The 18940-nt window shown below is 61.4% G+C and carries 19 protein-coding genes; 5 read left to right on the forward strand and 14 right to left on the reverse strand.

All coding sequences use genetic code 11. The features are described from left to right. Positions 1 to 82: 82 nt before the first annotated feature. Positions 83 to 958, reverse strand: a complete 876-nt coding sequence (gene yghU, locus F0A17_RS11740) for a glutathione-dependent disulfide-bond oxidoreductase (protein ID WP_149328525.1) — start codon at positions 956 to 958, stop codon at positions 83 to 85. 228 nt (positions 959 to 1186) lie between these two features. On the opposite strand from yghU, the gene F0A17_RS11745 reads away from it, so the two are divergent. Further along, positions 1187 to 1738: a DsbA family protein gene (locus F0A17_RS11745; RefSeq protein WP_149328526.1), complete on the forward strand. Its 552-nt coding sequence runs from the start codon at positions 1187 to 1189 to the stop codon at positions 1736 to 1738. Between the two features lie 116 nt (positions 1739 to 1854). Here the strand turns inward: F0A17_RS11745 and F0A17_RS20915 are convergent, their stop codons facing one another. The 5 genes from F0A17_RS20915 to F0A17_RS11770 all read right to left on the reverse strand — a co-directional run bounded on the left by F0A17_RS20915 (position 1855) and on the right by F0A17_RS11770 (position 6099). Further along, complete coding sequence (locus F0A17_RS20915) at positions 1855 to 2658, reverse strand: DUF2254 family protein (RefSeq protein ID WP_149328527.1); 804 nt, start codon at positions 2656 to 2658, stop codon at positions 1855 to 1857. Next, the gene (locus F0A17_RS20920) at positions 2592 to 3176 is read right to left on the reverse strand and encodes a DUF2254 family protein (protein ID WP_149328528.1); all 585 of its coding nucleotides are present in this window, start codon (positions 3174 to 3176) and stop codon (positions 2592 to 2594) included. Before F0A17_RS20920 ends, F0A17_RS20915 begins: the two co-directional genes overlap by 67 nt. A gap of 330 nt (positions 3177 to 3506) precedes the next feature. Then, positions 3507 to 4043, reverse strand: a complete 537-nt coding sequence (locus tag F0A17_RS11760) for a GDYXXLXY domain-containing protein (protein ID WP_149328529.1) — start codon at positions 4041 to 4043, stop codon at positions 3507 to 3509. After that, the gene (locus F0A17_RS11765; protein WP_149328530.1) at positions 4040 to 5131 is read right to left on the reverse strand and encodes a DUF4401 domain-containing protein; all 1092 of its coding nucleotides are present in this window, start codon (positions 5129 to 5131) and stop codon (positions 4040 to 4042) included. The genes F0A17_RS11760 and F0A17_RS11765 overlap by 4 nt, the downstream gene beginning before the upstream one ends. Beyond that, entirely contained in the window at positions 5128 to 6099 is a 972-nt protein-coding gene (locus F0A17_RS11770; protein WP_149328531.1) for a DUF2157 domain-containing protein, read from the reverse strand. Before F0A17_RS11770 ends, F0A17_RS11765 begins: the two co-directional genes overlap by 4 nt. Positions 6100 to 6433: 334 nt before the next feature. Here F0A17_RS11770 and F0A17_RS11775 point away from each other — a divergent pair, with 334 nt between their 5' ends. Then, the gene (locus tag F0A17_RS11775) at positions 6434 to 7024 is read left to right on the forward strand and encodes an NADPH-dependent FMN reductase (protein WP_149328532.1); all 591 of its coding nucleotides are present in this window, start codon (positions 6434 to 6436) and stop codon (positions 7022 to 7024) included. 85 nt (positions 7025 to 7109) lie between these two features. Here F0A17_RS11775 and F0A17_RS11780 read toward each other — a convergent pair whose 3' ends face one another. Next, on the reverse strand, positions 7110 to 8864 hold the full coding sequence (locus F0A17_RS11780; RefSeq protein WP_149328533.1) for a mechanosensitive ion channel family protein: 1755 nt from the start codon (positions 8862 to 8864) through the stop codon (positions 7110 to 7112). Between the two features lie 359 nt (positions 8865 to 9223). Here F0A17_RS11780 and F0A17_RS11785 point away from each other — a divergent pair, with 359 nt between their 5' ends. Further along, positions 9224 to 9430, forward strand: a complete 207-nt coding sequence (locus F0A17_RS11785; protein ID WP_149328534.1) for a cold-shock protein — start codon at positions 9224 to 9226, stop codon at positions 9428 to 9430. A gap of 98 nt (positions 9431 to 9528) precedes the next feature. On the opposite strand, the gene F0A17_RS11790 is transcribed toward F0A17_RS11785, so the two are convergent. Next, complete coding sequence (locus F0A17_RS11790) at positions 9529 to 10335, reverse strand: sulfite exporter TauE/SafE family protein (protein ID WP_149328535.1); 807 nt, start codon at positions 10333 to 10335, stop codon at positions 9529 to 9531. A gap of 109 nt (positions 10336 to 10444) precedes the next feature. Between F0A17_RS11790 and F0A17_RS11795 the strand changes: the two genes are divergently transcribed. Further along, positions 10445 to 11221 carry an AraC family transcriptional regulator gene (locus F0A17_RS11795; RefSeq protein WP_149328536.1) on the forward strand — a complete coding sequence of 259 codons (777 nt, stop codon included), beginning with the start codon at positions 10445 to 10447 and terminating at the stop codon, positions 11219 to 11221. Positions 11222 to 11381: 160 nt separating this feature from the next. On the opposite strand, the gene otnC is transcribed toward F0A17_RS11795, so the two are convergent. The 6 genes from otnC to F0A17_RS11825 all read right to left on the reverse strand — a co-directional run bounded on the left by otnC (position 11382) and on the right by F0A17_RS11825 (position 17898). Further along, entirely contained in the window at positions 11382 to 12026 is a 645-nt protein-coding gene (gene otnC / locus F0A17_RS11800) for a 3-oxo-tetronate 4-phosphate decarboxylase (RefSeq protein ID WP_149328537.1), read from the reverse strand. Beyond that, positions 12023 to 13303: a 3-oxo-tetronate kinase gene (otnK, locus tag F0A17_RS11805; protein WP_149328538.1), complete on the reverse strand. Its 1281-nt coding sequence runs from the start codon at positions 13301 to 13303 to the stop codon at positions 12023 to 12025. Before otnK ends, otnC begins: the two co-directional genes overlap by 4 nt. Beyond that, on the reverse strand, positions 13300 to 14817 hold the full coding sequence (locus F0A17_RS11810; RefSeq protein ID WP_149328539.1) for a tripartite tricarboxylate transporter permease: 1518 nt from the start codon (positions 14815 to 14817) through the stop codon (positions 13300 to 13302). The genes otnK and F0A17_RS11810 overlap by 4 nt, the downstream gene beginning before the upstream one ends. Positions 14818 to 14862: 45 nt before the next feature. Beyond that, positions 14863 to 15345: a tripartite tricarboxylate transporter TctB family protein gene (locus F0A17_RS11815; RefSeq protein WP_149328540.1), complete on the reverse strand. Its 483-nt coding sequence runs from the start codon at positions 15343 to 15345 to the stop codon at positions 14863 to 14865. A 101-nt stretch (positions 15346 to 15446) separates the two neighbouring features. Next, the gene (locus F0A17_RS11820; protein WP_149328541.1) at positions 15447 to 16415 is read right to left on the reverse strand and encodes a Bug family tripartite tricarboxylate transporter substrate binding protein; all 969 of its coding nucleotides are present in this window, start codon (positions 16413 to 16415) and stop codon (positions 15447 to 15449) included. Between the two features lie 52 nt (positions 16416 to 16467). Continuing rightward, positions 16468 to 17898 (reverse strand): flagellar biosynthesis protein FlgA, encoded by a 1431-nt coding sequence (locus F0A17_RS11825; protein WP_149328542.1) that lies wholly within the window; start codon positions 17896 to 17898, stop codon positions 16468 to 16470. 317 nt (positions 17899 to 18215) lie between these two features. Between F0A17_RS11825 and F0A17_RS11830 the strand changes: the two genes are divergently transcribed. Then, a complete protein-coding gene (locus F0A17_RS11830) occupies positions 18216 to 18878 on the forward strand; it encodes a GntR family transcriptional regulator (RefSeq protein ID WP_149328543.1) in 663 nt (220 codons plus the stop codon). Positions 18879 to 18940 lie beyond the last annotated feature (62 nt).

Below are 18940 nucleotides of genomic sequence, written 5' to 3' on the forward strand. Positions count from 1 at the left end.
GATCAAGCTGCCGCCGGCCCCCATGAAGTGCCCACCGGTCGTTCGGTGGAACACGCGCATCCTCCCCCCGCTCGGTAGTCGCCTATTGGCTCGCCTCGAGCTTGTCCTGCGTTCGCATCTCGAAGTCGCTGGCATCGTGGCGCTCGTGCAACTGCTCCTCGGGCTCGCCAAAGGTGCGATTGACCATGCGCCCGCGCTTCACTGCCGGACGGGCATCGATCTCCTTGGCCCAGCGTTGCACGTGCTCGTACTCCTGTACCTGCAAGAACTCGGCCGCCTCGTAGACGCGATCCAACACCAGCTGCCCATACCAGGGCCAAATGGCGATGTCGGCGATGGTGTAATCGTCTCCCGCCACGTAGCGCGTCTGAGCCAGTCGCCGGTTCAGCACGTCGAGCTGGCGCTTGGCCTCCATGGTGAAGCGGTCGATGGCGTACTCGATCTTGGTCGGCGCATAGGCATAGAAATGACCGAAACCGCCACCGAGATAGGGCGCACTGCCCATCTGCCAGAACAACCAGTTCAGCGTCTCGGTGCGCCCGGCCGGATCGCGTGGCAGGAACGCGCCGAACGTCTCGGCGAGATAAAGCAGTATCGAGCCGGACTCGAACACTCGGGTGGGCGGCGTGGTGTTGTGGTCCATCAGCGCCGGGATCTTGGAGTTGGGGTTGATCTCGACGAAGCCGCTACCGAACTGTTCGCCATCGCCGATCCTGATCGGCCAGGCATCGTACTCCGCGTCCTTGTGCCCCAGCGCCAGCAGCTCCTCGAACATCACCGTGGCCTTCACCCCATTGGGCGTAGCCAACGAGTAAAGCTGAAACGGATGCTTGCCGACCGGCAGGGCCTTGTCGTGGGTTGGCCCGGCGATGGGCCGATTGATACTGGCAAACTGGCCGCCGCTCTCCTTCTCCCATTTCCAAACCTTCGGCGGAACGTATTCGCTCTCTTGGCTCATGGAACCTCCTTGGCGACAAATGACACGTCTCGCTCCTTCACCTGGGTTGGCGTCACGAGCGTCAGACCGACAAAGATAGCCGGTTAATGAAACCGCCGCGAGCCAGTCGTGTGGCGTCCCTGGCGCCACGAAGATTAACCCGCCTTCTGCTACGTTTACGGTATTCGACATGCGCCAGTCCTTTACGGCGCCTTTGTCTGCAATCCGGTGACGCATCAAGGAGGTCTTATGGCCAACGATTGGCACGCCGATCCGCTCGTCTGGGGTCACGGCCCGCGACTGCTCGAGGTCTTTCTGGAGCCGACCTGCCCTTTTTCGGTGAAAACCTTCCACAAGCTGGACGATTTCCTGGCGCAGGCCGGGGAATCGAAGGTTAGCGTACGGATCTGGTTCAACTCCCAGCCTTGGCACCTGCTTTCGCCGATCGTGACCCGCGCGATCGTGGCCGCCTCGACGCTGGACGGCGGCAAGGAAACCGCCAAGCGAATCATGGCCGCGGTGGCCAATCGCCGAGAAGAGTTCGTCTTCGAGAATCACAGCACCGGCCCGAATCGGGACGCCACGCCCAATGACGTGCTCAAGCGCCTGGAGGAAGCCAGTGGCGTGGCACTCACTCAGGCCTTCGAGATTCCCGACCTCGACAGCGAAATCAAACGCCACACCAAGTATGCACGCCAGAACGGCATTCATAGCACGCCGACTTTCATGATCGACGGCCTGGTGGAGCCCGGCATGGGCAGCGGCGACAAGGTGGCAGAATGGGTAAAGCGGTTCGAATGAAGCCCTAGGGGCGCTGCGTAAGTGGCGTCTAACGCAGCCTCTCGCAAAAGCCGTCTTCTCAACGGAGAACGGCTTTACCCAGTAATCTAAGCGTAAGAAAATAACAATATTGCGCCTTAAGAACTAGCCGCCTCTTTCGACAGATTCTTTGGCAAATCCAACCTGTGCACTCCCACGTTTAACCTCGCCTCCGCAAATTTTACTTCCAAAGGATCCGTATAATTAACTGAAATGACATCTACTATACGCTCTGCGTGCTGCTGGATCACTAGCCTATCTTCGCAACTTGCAAAATTGGACAATGTTTTAAAGGCCTTAAGAAGCGATAGACATATGCTCAAATCGTCTTTCCCGTAATGAAGAATTGGGTTAAACAATCTGAACATCAAGCTATCAAAACCTTCTTCATGCCAAGACACGAGGCATTCATTCTCTGAATCGACAATCATGTTGCATGGCGTTATCTGAAGGCGCTGCGCGAGCAACTCAGTTATTTGATGAATACACAGCCTTGCAGTGCCAGGATCGTTGATTCCTGGCGAAAGGGACTTAACAGCAATCTCCATTAGCTGCGTAAATCCATTGACATAATGTTCTTTCGTAGACTCACCTTCAGCATAATCAAGACAGGAAATGATTTTATCATTGACCTCACCTCCATTTTTTTTATCTACAACACCGATTATTGGAAAGTTAGAAACAACAAAATCGCCAAAACTAAAATTTAAATGTATCTCAAGCCCTTTTTTTAGAGACATCTTTGCCAGCGCCTCGAGATCCGCTCCCTGAATATAACCGCTATCCTGGGAATAAATTGAGTAGTCAATCTGATTGCGAGAATTGCAGCACCTATTTATGAAGCGCCCATCTTTTCTCTTTTCTTCATCTTTCTCAGGGAAGCTTGCGTCGATCGAAGCAATTCTTGTGTGATAGCGTTGATTTGCACAGACTGCGAAGCGGAATGAATAAAAAAAACAAACAGCATAAGGCTATTTATTACCATCGCCGCGCTTAAGTAGACCGCCAAGGAACGCCAGGTATCAGGCGAATCTCCTTCCATAGGGACCAATAGAAGAAATAAAATATACAGAATAGTCCCTAGATAATGCCCAAGAACATGCTGATGCCTTTTCTCTTTCATCAAGCTAAAAACCAGCTTGTTAGAGAAATTGCTCCCCGCCTGAGTAAGAACGGACATAACCATTGAAAAACTAAACACGACTAGCGAAATCATTCCTGCCATAAGGGTTGCGAGCAAAGTCCGCGCCGCTTCAGCATCCTTTAGGTTTATTGCATTTAAAAACCCTGGCAGATGCTGCACATCAAGTGAAACCACCAATATACCAAGAACGACATAGAGAAAAATTATCTTACTTGTAAGGTAAGCAATACTGTCGCGAATGTTTTTTACATAACGAAACTTTTGTGAAATATTCAATTTATCGCCCGCCCCTGAACTCTATTATCCCTAACTCTCGTTGCATAAGGCACTATGCCTAGGATAGCAGGGATCTGATGGCCGCTAGCGATAAAGCTGCCGAGCGAGATATTAACCCAACAATGCTACCGAGACGCCGCAGAGAAAATTCCCACCGTGCTCAGCAGAACCAGACCAAAGAGCAGGCAGACCACACTCGCTGGCAGCGCCAGCAGGAGCGTCTCTATCCCAATCAGAATGCGGTGGCATAGCTCCTTACTCATGCCTCCCGCATCCCCTATGTCTCTTGAACAGGCCAACATCGCTCAAGTGCCGAAGTCAGTGTTGTCGTCAACGCTCCACCTCCCCCAGTTTTTCGAGTTCATCGTCATGCAGGGAAACCAGCAGCGGCTCGCCGCGTTCGTTGACACGGAACCGGCCGTAACGGGCGAGCTCATAGCGCTCGACATGCCCTTCCTGAAAGAAGAAAGCATCGGTGGCGAACCGCACCCGGCCGTTGCGCAGCCGGTAGCGAAGGCGCCTTTCATCCTCCGCCAAGACATCTTCCTTGGCACCCAGTCGCTGGAAGTGGGCCACGCGCCGCGCGTCCAGATGCACGACGACATGGCCGTCGGCGACATGACTCTCGTCGCTGTCGGAATGTCTGTCGTACAGCGCGTCCTGAATGCGATTGGCAACCTCGAAATTCAGCGCCATGAAGTCGCCCTGCATCAGCGAACGCGGATCCACCGGCGCCAGTGCCAGGTAGATCACCTCGCCCTCGGCCAGGTGTCGCTCCTTGGCCCAGATGGCCCAGTTGACCACCGCCAGGATCAGCAGCGTGGCGGCCACCACCACGATCTTGTTCCACTTGGCTGACGACGTCATGGCTGCGTGCCCTCCCCTTCGCCATGGCGCTCGCCGGCTCGGGTCATGCCCCGCCACCAGCGTCGCAGCGCCCAGCGCAGCGCCAGCAGCAGCGCCCCCATGGCGAACAGCGTCTGGGCCTTGGTCAGCAGGGTGGCGTCGAGCCAGTAGTAGTAGCTGCCGATGGCGAGCAGCAACAGCAACGCCGCGAGCCCCATCACCAAACGATTGCCGATGGCAAAGCCCAGCGCCACGATCACGGCACCCTGGCTCAGGCCATGGGCCTGCATGGATAGCAGCATCAGCACGACGGCACCGCCGTAGGCGATCGCCTGCGTGGTTCCCGGTGCCTGGCGCTCGCCGCGACGAAACACGTGCCCAAGCAGCAGCAACAGCGCCAGGGCGCCCAGGGCTTCCCCCAGCCATGGCCCCAACCAGGCCAGCAGGTCATTGGGGTAGTAGCGTCCCGGCAACAATGACTGACCGAAATGCTCCATGGCTTCGATGCCGAGTAACCCCAGCAGCATTCCGTACCCCCACGCCTGCATCGCCCGCCAGTGCCGCGGCCAGCGAAACTCGTTCAGCCAGATCGCGGTCAACACCAGCAGTACCAGGCCGCTGGCGATATCGGGGGCGGCGACGCTCTCGGTTAGGGCCAGATAGAGTGCCAGGCTTGCCGCCAAGGCGGAGAAGGTGCGGTGGGTCAGGCTGGACATGACCAGCGCCAGCACGACCTGCAACCCTAGCAGCGCCCACCATAGGCTGGCGCTCGCCTCCTCCAGGGTCTCGACCAGCGCCCAGGCCACCAGCCATTGGCCGGTCAGGCTCGCGGCCAGCGCCAGATGCTCCTTGAAGTCGCCGGGCGTCGTGTACAGCACGCCGCAGGCGGCACCGATCAGCAGCAGCCCGAGCCCGCCCGACATAGCACCGTCCTCGAGCACGGCAAGCGCCCCCAGGGCAACGAAGCCCAGCAGGAACATGGCGGCGAGCCAGCCTGAGAACGCCTGCAACGCGCGCACGAACCAGGGCGTCCCGAGTCCCGGCGCGGCATCGCTCTCGGCCACGGCGATCCCGGCCTGGCGCAGTCTCTCAGCGAGGGAACGCGTCATGTCGTTATCTCCCGTTGAAGCCGCTTGAGCCAGAACACGCCCGCCGCCCCCAACCCCAGCACCACCACGGCGAGCAGCAGAAAACCGCCCGCCTCGGTGTGCCAGAGCAGATGCCGGGCGAGAGACAGCGTGATAACGGCAATGAGCGACAGGCAGCCTTCGGCCAGCATGAACAGATCCGGCCGCCAGTGGCGATAGACGGCATAGAGCGCCGCCAGCCATGCCGCAAACGCCAGCAGGGCCGGCGTGAACGAGAGCCGCTCCTCGATGAGCGGCACCATCGCCAGCAGCGTGATCGGCACACCGCTACCCACCGCCAGCAACCGCGTGGCCCACCCGACCGATAGCCAGCGCCGGCGCCGCGCCCCCAGCTCCCACGCCGCCAGCGCCGCGGTATTGAGCAGGAAAACGCCCCACAGGGCGGCCTCACCGCCCAAAAACAGGACATCGAGCGCGCCGCCCCAGGTGCGGAAGTAGAGCGCAACGGCAAGGTTCAATAGCCCCAGCCACAGCACCCAGAGCACATCGAAACGTGCGACTAGCGCCCAGGGCAGCATCAACAGCGCCCAGGCGACAAACAGCTGCCAGGGGTCGGCACCGGTCTGGTAGACCTGGCCGAACAGTGCCAGTAGCACACCCAGCAGCAATGACGCCGCGGTCAACGCCACCCGGGCCACCACGCCACGGCCCTCGGCCCACCAGTAGACGCCGATGGCCGTCACCAATGCCGCCTGCACCAGGCCGAAGCGCTGCCAGCGTCCCATCTCGCTCCAGTTGTAGGCGATCAAAAACAACAATCCGAACACCAAGGCCAGGCTGCCCAACCACAGCAGCAACCGATCGAGAAAGACCTGCCAGGCCCGGCCCGAAGGATAAAGACCTGAAAGCGAGACCGCCCGCGCCACGTGTTCGTGCGGTATCGCGCGCCGTTCGATCAATGCCGCCAACTCACGGCGAATGGAAGCCATATCGTTTCCCTGCAGGTTGCCACCGGCGAAATGCCGCATGTTCGTAGCGATGGCGGCGATAACATATCTTTCCATTGGCCGATATTAAGGCACACGCTTCGCTAGACGCCATGCCGCAGCCCATGGGGATTACCGAGCGGCAATCGACGCCAGGCATCGAAGCCGTTGCGACGCCGCAACGAGCGAACGGTCATCGGACAGGCATAGGGGCTCTTTCGCCGGCCCAGGTGGTGAGACGCTCAAGCTGGGCTATCTTCACTGCAGGTAGCGATGACCTGTCTTCGAGAGCGACGCCGTCGGTCGCGCTCCAACCGCTTCGAGCGAGGACTCTGAAATGGCCTACCGCATTCTCGTGTTCTATGGCTCCTATCGTTCCGACCGCACCGGCATACGCCTGGCCGACTACACCGTACGAACGCTGCACGCGCGTCGCTTCGAGGCGGAGTTGATCGACGCCAAGCAAGTCGACCTGCCGATGCTGGATCGTATGTACAAGGAGTATCCCGCCGGCGAAGCACCGCAGGCGATGGAGATCCTAGCGGACAAGATTCGCGAGGCGGACGGGTTCGTATTCGTGACCGGCGAATACAACTGGGGCATGCAACCCGGCCTCAAGAACCTGACCGACCATTTTCTGGAGGAGTGGTCCTGGCGTCCGGCCGGGATCGTGAGCTATTCGGCGGGGCGCCTGGGCGGCGCGCGTTCCGCCTTGATCTGGCACGGTACCCTGGCCGAGATGGGTATGGTGGTCATCTCCAGCTCGGTGACCGTGGGCCCCATCGCCAAGACCCTGGACGTGAACGGCACGCCTATAGGCGATGCCGGCCAGTCGCTGGAACGCTCCTTCGCCCGCTTCGCCGACGACCTCGGCTGGTGGATGGAAGCGGCCAAGAGGCAGAAAGAGCGGCAGCCGCCGCCTTACTAGGCCAGAGCCCCACGGAGACACCGCACCCTCCCAACACAAGCGCAGTTACTCCGTATCGACATCGCCCCGGGATCGGTCTCCGAGCTCAGGCGGAAGCCTCATTGTCGGGGCCGTCCGGTTGCGTTGGCGGACGGTAGCGCGGCTTCTCGCCTTTGGCGATATCGTGGTGGCTGATGACCACCACCTCCCTCGGCCACCAGTCGGGATGGTGGTTTCGGATGAAGGCCATCAGCTTCTCGCGGATGTTCATTTCCGCTACCCAGCCGGCAAAAGGGTCGGACGCCATGAGATAGCAGGCGATGGTCTGGGCCGTATCGGTCTGCCCCGTTACGTAACAGCACAGCTTGTGATGCTCGACGACGTTATCCTCTTCCTTGGCAAACTCCAGAAATTTCTCCCGTATGACCTGGATGTCGGCGCTCAAATGAACCTTCATCTCCAGGGTCCGGTACATCTTGGCGCTTTTCACCGACAGGTTTTCAAAAGGCTTGGAGACGAAATACGTCACCGGCACGATCAGCCGCCGTTCGTCCCAGATGCGTAACCGAATAAACGTGTAGAAAATGCCTTCCACATAGCACCACTGCCCCTCGAACATCACCAGATCGCCGATGCGTATGGGCTTGGCCAGTGATACCTGGAACGAGGAAAGAATATTGCCCAGCACTGCCTGACCCGCAATACCCACCAGCACCGCGAGGACACTGGCCGACGCCAAGAGCGACATGCCCAGCGTCTCGAAGAGCTGGATCTGGCTCAGCACATACACTGAAACGGCGGTCACCGTGATCAGGATGATCACTCGACGTAATGCGTACAAGGTCGTGAGCAGCTTGCGATCGTCCTTGGGCTTGGTGTCGTCGATCTCCCCCACGATCCGCCGCGTCACCCTGAGCAGGATGGTATCCACCAGGCGAAGCGCGATCGTACCGACTCCCCAGGCCACGATGATGATCAGCAACACGCGAATGAAGGTGGTGGCCATGGCCGTGAAGGAAACCACATAGTCGAGCAGGGCCTGAGCCACGAACGCCATGACGAGCAGCGCCATGGGCCCCCCGATTCTGCCGGCGAAGATGCTCAGCGCGCCGGAGGGGAACCACTTCGCCAGCAACCCGACCAGGCCATAGACGCTCCAGCCCACCAGGCCGGTGGCCAGCAGGAACAGGGGAATGGCGATCCACTCCCAGATCGCAAGCCAGCCGAACGATGTCTTGAAACGCTCCGGAATGTACTGCTCCAGCAGCGAGGGGCCGAAGGTCTCGTAGAGCAGGGGAATGTACGACACGCTATCCGGCGTAATCAGCCACACCGGCTCCTCATCGTCCACGCGGTAGCGGCCCAGACGAATATCGTAGACTTCGCCGTTGACCGTGAGCGACGCCAGCTGGATATCCCGGCGCGGCTCTCCTGTTCGCGGATGCTGGCCCGACGGGTCCTCGATGGCGGCATCCTGTCGACCGGACAGGTTGGACACGTCGAGCCATTCGCCCCGTCTGAGGATCTCGTCCAGTTGCCTGGCCAGCGCCGGTCCTCTCTGCTGTTGCTCCGCCTCGTCCAGCTCGGAAAGATTGAGCACATGAGCCGCCGCGGCAAAGTCCTTTTCCCCGGCCAGCTTCTGAAAGCTCCGGATCGCTTCACGTGGGGTTTGTCGCTTGGCCCCTTCGGGTGCCTCTTCGAGCCCGGCGTTCAACGAATCGACGGAGAACCACTGCGCACTCTCCTCGCTCTCGTTCGTGTTCCCGCTCCCATCCTCCTGCGCCAGCGCCGCCCCCAGGCCGATAAAGAGCAGAGCCACTGCCAGCACGACCGACAGAAGCCATGAGCCGTTTGCTTTCATAGACGTCTTCCCGATGGATGCAACACGCTGTCGACTCCCTGCGACAGCTCCGTTCAGGCCCCGCGGCCCGGTGTTCGGCAGCAGGCGACACGGATCATAAGCTGTAGGTAGTACAGCCTAGCGGACGCCGCCTCGTCCAGCCCGGGGAACGCAGGGGCCCAGCATGAGAAAAATAAACGCGAAACGTTTTGACCCACGGCGCCCAGGCATGACACGGTGAGGTTAGCCGGTAAGCAAGCGGTAGGGTTTCAGCAGTGTCCGGACACTTCGGCAGCCTGGCATCGATCCTTGTTCTACCCGCTATTCACTGGGTAACACCAGAAACACGACAAGGCGCCATGGCGCGAAAGGATTGTGAAATGACGACGGGTACAGTCAAGTGGTTCAACGACTCCAAGGGGTTCGGCTTCATCACGCCCGCCGACGGCGGCGATGACGTCTTCGCCCACTTCTCCGAAATCCAGGCTGACGGCTTCAAATCCCTGCAAGAAGGTCAAACCGTCGAGTTCGACGTGACCCAGGGCAAGAAGGGCCTTCAGGCCTCCAACATCAAGCCGCTCGCCTGACCTTACCGGTCGTGAGTTTTCGAACCTTCCGGTTCGATAGCAGGGCCCGCCTAGGCGGGCCCTGTTGCGTCGTGTCCATCGCCTTCGCAGTGGCGAACCTATACCACCACCATCACCATCAATGCACAAACCAGAAGGACGAGATAGGCCTTGGCATGCAGACGATCCGGGATACGGCCGATGAGGGGAGACGCCAGCCTGATACCTAGCCATGCGCCGATAACCAGTACCAGAAAAGCCCGTAGATCGAGGTAGCCCGCGTGCCAGGGCCCCAGCATCTCGCTCCTGTCCCAGGCAAGCAACACATAGACCGTCGTGCCGGTCAATGCCATCGGCAGCGTAAGGGGGTTGGCCAGGCCGGTCGCCTGCACCATGGATGCTCCCCGACGTCGCAGCAGCGGCACCGTCATGACACTCCCCCCAACGCCAAGAAACGCCGCCACACTTCCTATCATCAAGCCCGCCCCCGCCGTCATGCTTCGCGACATGGTGCCGGCCCTACCATGGCCAGACAGGAACCCAGGCCGGAAGATGCCATCGAGAATGGTGATCGCCAAGTACAGAACGAAGGCCCAGCGCACCCAATCACCGCGCAGTGAGATGGCGGCAAAAGCACCGACAATGGCTCCCAAAGCAACGTAACCGACCAAGGGCCATAACGGCCGCCATTCCAGCGTTCGGGCTCGATGGTGGCGCAACGTAGCCAGCGAAGCGGCGACGACCATCACACCGGTGGAGGTTGCCACGGCGATCTGCATGGCCATCAGCCCAACGGGGCTATCCGCACCATGGGCGGCGGTCAGCAAGGCGTACAACAAGGGCACAACGACGAAACCACCGCCAAATCCGAACAGTAGGGTCGTCATCCCCGCCAGCCCGCCGAACAGAAACAGCAAGAGATACATGAAGCGCTCCCGGTAAAATGCACGAGAGCGCAGGATAAGCCGCGATGCGCTTGGCCAACTTTCGAAGATATGCCAATAATGCTTGCGCTTCAGCCATCATGGAGTTGCCATGCGCAACGTCGCCCTGAGCAGCCTCGATGCCACCCCCCGAGAGGTGCTTGCCATCGGCACCGATTATCCGCACGGCACTCTGCTGGAAACCCATAGCCATCGGCGTGCCCAGTTTCTTTACGGCATGACGGGGTTGATGGAAGTCAGCACCGACGACGGCGCCTGGGTCGTGCCGCCCTACAGCGGGGTGTGGATTCCTGCCGAAAAACCCCATCGTGTCCGCATGCTGGGTGTCAGCACACGCAGCCTCTACATCGAACCGCAGGCCGCACCGCGTCTCGTCCAACACTGCGAGGTCCTGGTCGTCGGCCCGCTGCTCCACCAGTTGCTGCTCGCTTCCGCCGAGGTGCCCGCCAGCTACGATGAAACCGGCCGTGACGGCGCCCTATTGCAGCTCATCCTGCATGAACTGCGTTGCGCGGCGACCCTGCCGCTGTTCGCCCCCCTGCCCCGCGATCCTAGGTTGGCACGGCTGTGTGCAGCCTTTCTGCACCAACCCAGTATCCAGACGCTCCCCAGCGACTGGGCGCAGCGCTTGAACAAAAGCCCACGCACCTTCGCTCGCTTCTTCAGGCAGCAAACGGGCCTGTCGTTCGGTGCCTGGCGCCAGCAAGCCTGCCTGCTTGCGGCACTGCCCAGGCTCAACGCGGGTGTCTCGATCACCGCCGTCGCCCTGGAACTGGGCTACGAGAGTCCCAGCGCCTTCTCCACCATGTTTCGCAAGGCACTAGGAGTCACACCCTCCACGTTCGTGGCCTCATCGCGCGTGCCGTGACCCAGCCAAGCCGCCCATGCGCCGCCGGCGTCATCGATCCGGTACGGCTGGCGGCCGACAAGCGCGGACGCCTCCCTTCGTCATTCACGGATCGGCATTCACGCAATAGGAACACTGCCCTGGCAAGGGGCAGAGTTGTCATGACAAGGCGAGTTCGAACTCAGGCAGGAAAGCGCCGCTGCAGCTCGGCCACCTGCTCTTCGGTGAGGGCGCGCGGATTCTCCCCGCGCAGCAGCAGGAACAGTTTGGCGGTCTCTTCCAGCTCTTCGGTAGCGTAGACCGCCGCCTCCAGGTTCTTACCCGCCACCACCGGCCCGTGGTTGGCCAGCAGCACGGCGCTGTGCTGGCCCGCCAGGCCGCGCACGGCATCGCCCAGTTTGGGATCTCCCGGCACGTGATAGGGCACCAGCGGCAGCTTTCCGACTCGCATTACGTAATAGGCGGTAAGCGGCGGAATGCAGTCGCATGGGTCGACACCGGGCAAACACGAAACCGCCACCGAGTGGGTGGAATGCAGGTGCACGATGGCGCCGGACTGGGGGCGCTCGGCGTACATCGCCATGTGCAGGAACTGCTCCTTAGTGGGCTTGTCGCCATCGAGCCATTGGCCCTGGCCATCGAGCCGGGAAATACGTGCCGGATCGAGACGTCCCAGGCAGGCATTGGTCGGTGTCATCAGCCAACCGCCATCGTCCAGGCGCACGCTGATGTTGCCGCTGGCGCCCATGGTCAGGCCACGATCGAACAGCGACTTGCCCAGGGAGGATATCTGTTCGCGCAGCGTGCTCTCGTCATGAACGCTCATGGCAGGACCTCGAAAGCTCGGGTAAAGAAGTCGATGTTACCGAAGTTACCTGACTTCAACGCCAGCGACAGGGGCACTTCCCGCTCCTCCAGTTGCGCCTGTGTCCAAGGCACACCGGGGTCGATTTGCTCGCCGATGCGCAAGGTCTCGATGCCCAGCGCCGACACCACGGCTCCTGACGTCTCGCCGCCTGCCACCACCAGCCGGCCCACGCCCTCACTTACCAGCGTCCTCGCCAGTTGCCCCAGCGCACGCTCGACGAGCTGGCCTGCACGCTCGACGCCGAGCCTGGCCTGGGCAGCCTTCACCCGTTCCGGATCGGCCGAGGCATAGACCAATACCGGCCCACCACGCTCCAGAGCGTTGCGTGCGAAGTCGAGCGCCGCTTCCCACTGCGCGTCGCTCTCGGCCAGAGCCAATGGGTCGAGAGCAAAGCCGGGATAGCGCTCCAGGAAATGCGCCACCTGCCCCAGCGTGGCCCGCGAACAGCTGCCCGAGAGTACCAGTTTGCCGCCACTGCTCGGCTGCAGCCGGCCCGGTTCGGCGATCTCGGCCAGCCAGCCCAGGCGGCGGTATTGGGCGGGCAGCGCCTGCCCCAATCCCGAGCCACCGGTCACCAGCGGCAGCGACACGCAGGCTTCCGCCAGCACGTCCAGGTCCCGCTCGTCGAGGGTGTCGCAGATCACGTGCCGCACCCCCTGCCCCGCCAGGTCCGCCAAGTGCTGTCGGGTCGCCTCGGCGCCCTGGGCGAGTACCGGGCGCGCCGCCAGGCCAACCGGGTGAGGGGTCTGTCTGGCGAGCACGCGCACCAGATCGGCATCCGTCATGGGCGTAAGCGGATGATGCTGCATGCCGCTGTCATTGAGCAGCCGGTCACCGACGAACAGATGGCCCTGGTAGACGGTGCGGCCGTTCACCGGGAATGCCGGCACCATCACCGTCTGCTCCGCTCCCAACCGTTCCAGCAATGCGTCGGCCACCGGGCCGATATTGCCACGCTCGGTGGAGTCGAAGGTGGAGCAGTACTTGAAGAAACATTGGCGGGCACCCTGGGCCTGCAGCCACGCAAGCGCGGCCAGTGAGTCGACCACGGCCTCGTCCGTCGGGCAGGAGCGAGACTTCAGCGCCACCACCACGGCATCGACATCGCTTACCTCGAGTTCCGGGCCAGGCACACCGATTACCTGCAGGCAGCGCATGCCGCTGCGCACCAGGTTATTGGCGAGGTCCGTGGCCCCGGTGAAATCATCGGCGATGGCACCCAACACAATGGTCATGGATTACTCCGCTGTTCGGATGACGAGGAAGAGGCGGGCCTGTTGCGCAAGCGCTTCACCAAGGGAGCGAGGATGGCAATGGCGAGCAGCAGGAAGGCAACGGACAGCAGCGTGGCGCTAATCGGACGCGTGAAGAGAATCGACAGGTCGCCCTGGGACATGGAGAGTGTCCGGCGCAGTTCGCTCTCGGCAATCGGGCCAAGCACCAGGCCAAGAATGATCGACACCAACGGAAACTTCAATTTCTCCAGCAGGTAGCCGAGCACGCCAAAGCCGAGCATCAACCACACGTCGAACATCGAGTTGCGTACCGAGTAGGTTCCCACGATGCAGCACATGACGATCAGCGGGCCCAGCGCCGAATAGGGCACGTTGAGCAGCTTGGTGAATAGCGCGATGAACGGCTTGGAAAATAGCAGAATCATGAAGTTGACGATGAACAGCCCGGCGAACACGGCATAGATCAAATCGCTGCTGGTGACCATGAACATCGGACCGGGTTGCAGCCCATGCATGATGAAGGCGCCGAGAATCACGGCAGTGGTGCCACTGCCCGGAATGCCAAGAGCGAACAACGGCACCAGCGCTCCCATGGCCGCGGCATTGTTGGCCGACTCCGGCGCGGCCACGCCCTCCGGCGCGCCCTTGCCGAATTTCTCCGGGTGCTTGGACCAGCGTACCGCTTCGCTGTAACTGACCATGGCGGCCGTGCTGGCGCCGATGCCGGGCAGGATGCCGGTGACAACACCGATCAGCGAGGAGCGCGTCAGCGTACCGCCGATTTGACGCAGGATCGGCAGGTCGAAGATCTTGATCCTGACCTTCTTCAGCGGCTGATGGCTGTCCTGATCGAGTGCGCGCTTCATGACCTCGGAGATGGCAAACAACCCCACGATCATCGGGATCAGGCCGACGCCCTCGGCGAGATTGAGGTTGTCGAAGGTATAGCGGCTGGTGCCGGTGAGCGGATCGATCCCCACCGTGGCGATCAGCAGGCCGAGCGTCGCCCCGATCAGGCCGTAGATCAGGCGACCGCCCAACGAAGCCACCACCGTCAAGCCGAGGATGGCCAAGGCAAAGTATTCCGGCGACGAGAACCGCAGTGCCATGGAGGCAAGAATCGGCGTGAACACGATCAGCGCAATGGTGCCGACAAGCCCACCGATGGCAGAGCTCAACACGCCGATGCCCAGCGCCTTGCCGGCCTGGCCCTGTTGGGTCATCGGATAGCCGTCGAAGGCGGTCATCACCGCCTCGGGCGTGCCCGGCGCGCGGTACAGGATCGCCGTGATCAGGCCCGAGAAGACCGTGGCCCCGTAGATGGCCGTGAGCAGCATGAAGGCCGTGGTGGGCTCCATGCCGTACGTGACCGGCAGCAGGATCACCACCAGGATCACACCACTGATGCCCGGCAGCGCGCCACCGATGAAACCGATGAAAACCGCAGAGGTCAGCAATAGCAGGTTGAGTGGCTGCAGCACCACGGCCAACCCGCCGAGAAAATGTTCCAGCATCGTCAACTCCCGGAGCAAGTCGATAGAGGTGTCATCGGGGCGGCCTCACGGAAGGGGGATGCCAAGCAGGATGACGAACACGCCCTGCATGAGGGCCACCGCTACCGTCACGGTAATGGCGATGGCCAGCCACGAACGCGCCCCCAGCAGCAGCGTGCATAGCAGCGTGAACATCACACTGGCGGCCAGGAAACCGACGGCTTGCATCAGCACGGTGTAGCCCACCGTTGCCGCCATCAGCCACCAGTGCCGCGTGCTGGCAAACGAGCGTTTCTGCGCGGAAGCCGTGCTCCCTCCTTCCTGCCCGGAATCGCTCTTGTCGTGAGCGCTGCGGCGACTGTCGCGCCAAGTCATCGCCAGCAGCGCGCAGCCAAGTAGAAAGAGCATGACGATCAGGCTCAGCGGCCACACCCGGGGCCCGATAAAGGTGGAAACCTGCGCGGAACTGGGAAACTGCAGCGTGGGTACCAGGCTGACCAGGGCGAGCAGGATGATCGCCAGCGCAAAGAGATAGATCCTGACTTGCATGTTGGCCCCCGAAGGGAACGTCGCATGACCGGCTGCGGGCCGGCCCATGCGGTGGGTGTAGGTGGGAGCGGCTCCGCCCCCACCGGGGCTTGCTCGGGACGTCAGTTGCCGTTTTGCAGCAGGCGTGAATAAAGCGTGTAGTTGTTCTCGAGCCGCTGGCGATACTCCTCGCTACCCATCCAGCCTTCGCGATAGGTCAGGTTCACGCGCTCGGCATAGCTCTGGTACTCCTCGGAGTCGTAGACCTCCTTGAAGGCGCTCTCGAGACGCTGGATGATCGGCGCAGGCGTATCCGCATGAACGAAGATCGCCCGGTCGTTGCCATCGGTCAGGTCCCAGCCTTGCTCCACGGTAGTGGGCACGTCGGGATAGTGGTCCAGACGCTCCTCGCTGAAGATCAGTATCGGCGCCATCTGGCCCGCTTCGATATAGCTCAGCAGCGGGCTGAGCGACGTCGTGGTGGCATCGATGTTGCCGCCCAATACGTTGGCCGTGGCATTGCCGGTGCTATCGTAGGGGATGAAGTTCATCTCCAGGCCGGAAGCGTCACGCAGCGAAAGGAAGGCGACGTGATCGGGGCTGGCCGTGTGAGTGCCGCCCACCGTGACCTTGCCCGGATTCTCCCTGGCGTATTCCAGGAACGACTCGAAGTCGGGATAGCGCTCCGGATTGACGAACAGTGCCATGACATCCGATTGCATGCGCGCGATCGGCGTCAACTGATCCAGGCCGATCGGATTCTGGCCGGCGGCCAGGGAAGTCACCAGTGTCGTGGAGGCAAAATCCAGGGTATGGCCGTCCGGCGCACCGTTCGCGGTACGCTGGTGCGCCAGCGCCCCAGAGGCCGAGGGCAGGTTGACCACGGTGATGCGCGCGCCGCCCACTGCCTCCTCGAACATCGGGCGAACCACGCGAGCGAAATTGTCCGTGCCGCCGCCGGCACCCGCCGCCACCAGGAACTGGATCGGCTTGCTGGGATAATCGGCAGCCTCGCCGGCGTTTGCGCCCATGGCTACGCCGACCAGGGCCATGCCCAGAGTCGCGGCTTTCAGCGTTTTCTTGGTGAGCATGTCGTTCTCCTATCCTAATTGTTATGCGTGCCGTTCTGGCTGGGTGAGTGAGTCAGCCGATCGCATTGTCGGCGCTCTCGTGAAGCGATGAAGGGGCGTCCTGCTCGTGAAACAGCCGGTCCTGCTCCTGACGCAGCTGATGGAGTCGCGAATCGGGCAGCACGACATCCGCCAGCGTGATCGGCTGGTGGGGGGCAATGTCGCGAATGACCTCCGCCCCAGGAAGCAGATAGAAAGGCACCATCGCCTCGGGGGATAAGGGAGCGGCCGGATGCATCTCGGGGCGCAGGCCTTCGATATGACGATGATGACCGCGCATCTCCAGCCGCTGCCCAGCGCGGATCGCCTGGGTGGCACGAGCGGTCAGGTCGAATTTCGGCGTCGTGGCCCGGCCCCCGCCGGAGGGCAGGCCATTGAGCACGGCATCGAGCAACGAGATCGGCGCTTCCAGGCCAAGCAGGTGGCGCGGCAGGTAGATCATCGCGCCGTTACCGCTGCGGCTGAGAATGTGGCCCTTGTCGCGCAACAATGACCACACGTGCGGATCCTCGCAGCGTACGACGATGAACACACCGCCGGCGAAGCTGATCTCATCCGGGCGGCGAAGGCAATTGAACACTTCCAGGCGCTCATTGCCCTGCAGCACGCCACCGTACGCCTCGAGATCCAACAAGGTCGGCACTTCACCGGTCCGCAGCACCATGGCATGGAACTCGGGCCGGTCGGGGCCGAGCCCGGTGGCATTGGCTACATTGACCATCTCGCACAGGTCGGGAACGGAAATCTGCGGTATGGCGGCCAGTGCCTTGCCGCGCGCCTCGACGGCTTCGCGCTCCACGCCTTCCGGCAATTCCCACAGCTCGGCCAGACCGGGTGCCGGGTAAGAGACACCGTTGCACAGCACGCTACCGGCCGCCTCGTCCCAGATGAAGTCATATTCGCTGCTCTTGCCGGCCGCGATGATTTCGAACCCCAGGGTCCTGGCCCAGGTGACGAGGCCGATCAGCAGGCTGGGCTGATCGCCATCCAGCGGCGTGAACAAGCGGCCCTGGCGATAGGCCAGCTGGGTCAGGTACGGCCCCACCACGGATTCGGTCTCTTTCGTGGCGATGCCCACATGCTTGCCCGCCAGCAGGGCGGCTTCGGCATAGCGAGCGCCCACCTCGGGGATGCCGGTCGATTCCACCAGAATGTCGAAAGACAGCCCCTGTACGTCTTCGAAGGCGCCCGCGGCAACGTAGGCTCCTGACTGCCAAGCTTTCTTCGCCTCACTGGGAGAATGGCATACCATTATATCGGCATCGGGTACGCCGGCAAACCGCAATGCCTCAGCGGCTCTTTCCGGTGTGACATCGATGGCAACCCGTGCCGACAACCCTGACATACCGCGGGCCTGGCGCAGAACACCCCGCCCAAAGTCACCGGCGCCCGCCACACAGGCCTCGACAACCCTTTCATTTTCAAAATGTTGCAAGTAATTCATGAGTGATTCGCTTTCCCGTGCCGGTCATCGTTAGAGGCTGCGCCTTCCCGGGGCTGGCCAGTTCGCTGCACCTGCCTGAGGCCTACCTTGCCCGGTCGCGGACGGTGGTCAGACGAAGCATGATCTGAGTGGAATGTAATGGTATGCCATTTTTGGGGTCAACAACCCACAAGTACGACTTTCGTCTTTATTCGGCCATATAGCCTTTAACCTATTGAAAAACAGGTTTAAAAAAACCGTAAAGGGAAAAGGGAACGGTTTGAAAGGTCAACAATGGTATGCCATCCTTGGCGCTCTCACTGGAGTGAAACAAGCCTATGGAAGAAGTCGCTCAGTCAAGCCATGCAGGGCTCGTGGAAAAAGTGGCCAACTACCTGCGTGAGCATATCGTGATGGATCACTTCCAGCCCGGTCAGCGCCTGCCCGAGCGCACCTTGGCCGTGGAACTGCAGGTTTCGCGTACCCCGCTACGCGAGGCGCTCAAGATCCTGGCCACCGAGGGCCTGATCGTCATCTCTCCTCACCGCGGGGCAGTGGTCGCCGAGGTCAGCCCGGCCGACATGAAGGAGAAGGCCTACGTGCTGAGCGTACTGGAACAGGCCGCTGCGGAGCTCACTTGCCTCAATGCCAGCGACGATGACATCGCGGAGCTGCAAGCGCTTCATTATGAAATGAAGGCTTGCTTCCTTCGCCGCGACCGCCAGAATTACTTCCGCCTGAACCAGGATATCCACAACCGCATCGTCGCCCTGTCGGGCAACGCTACCCTGATCGACATGCACGCCAATCTGAGCCGACAGCTCTATCGGGTGCGTTATCTGTCGAACCAGAAGAACGAGAAATGGGCGACCGCCATGGAAGAGCACGAAGCCATCATGGCAGCCCTGGAAGCAAGAGACCCTGAACGGGTGGGACGCGAACTCCGCAATCACCTGGGCAAGACGTGGATGAAATATGCCCATGGCGAGCCCGTCGAGTAAGCCTCACAGCCTGCCAACATCCTGACGTAGACAGATCGCGCACAAACCGCCACGCCTCGATA

The organism is Billgrantia pellis, from assembly GCF_008297955.1.
In the GTDB taxonomy this organism is placed as follows: domain Bacteria; phylum Pseudomonadota; class Gammaproteobacteria; order Pseudomonadales; family Halomonadaceae; genus Halomonas; species Halomonas pellis.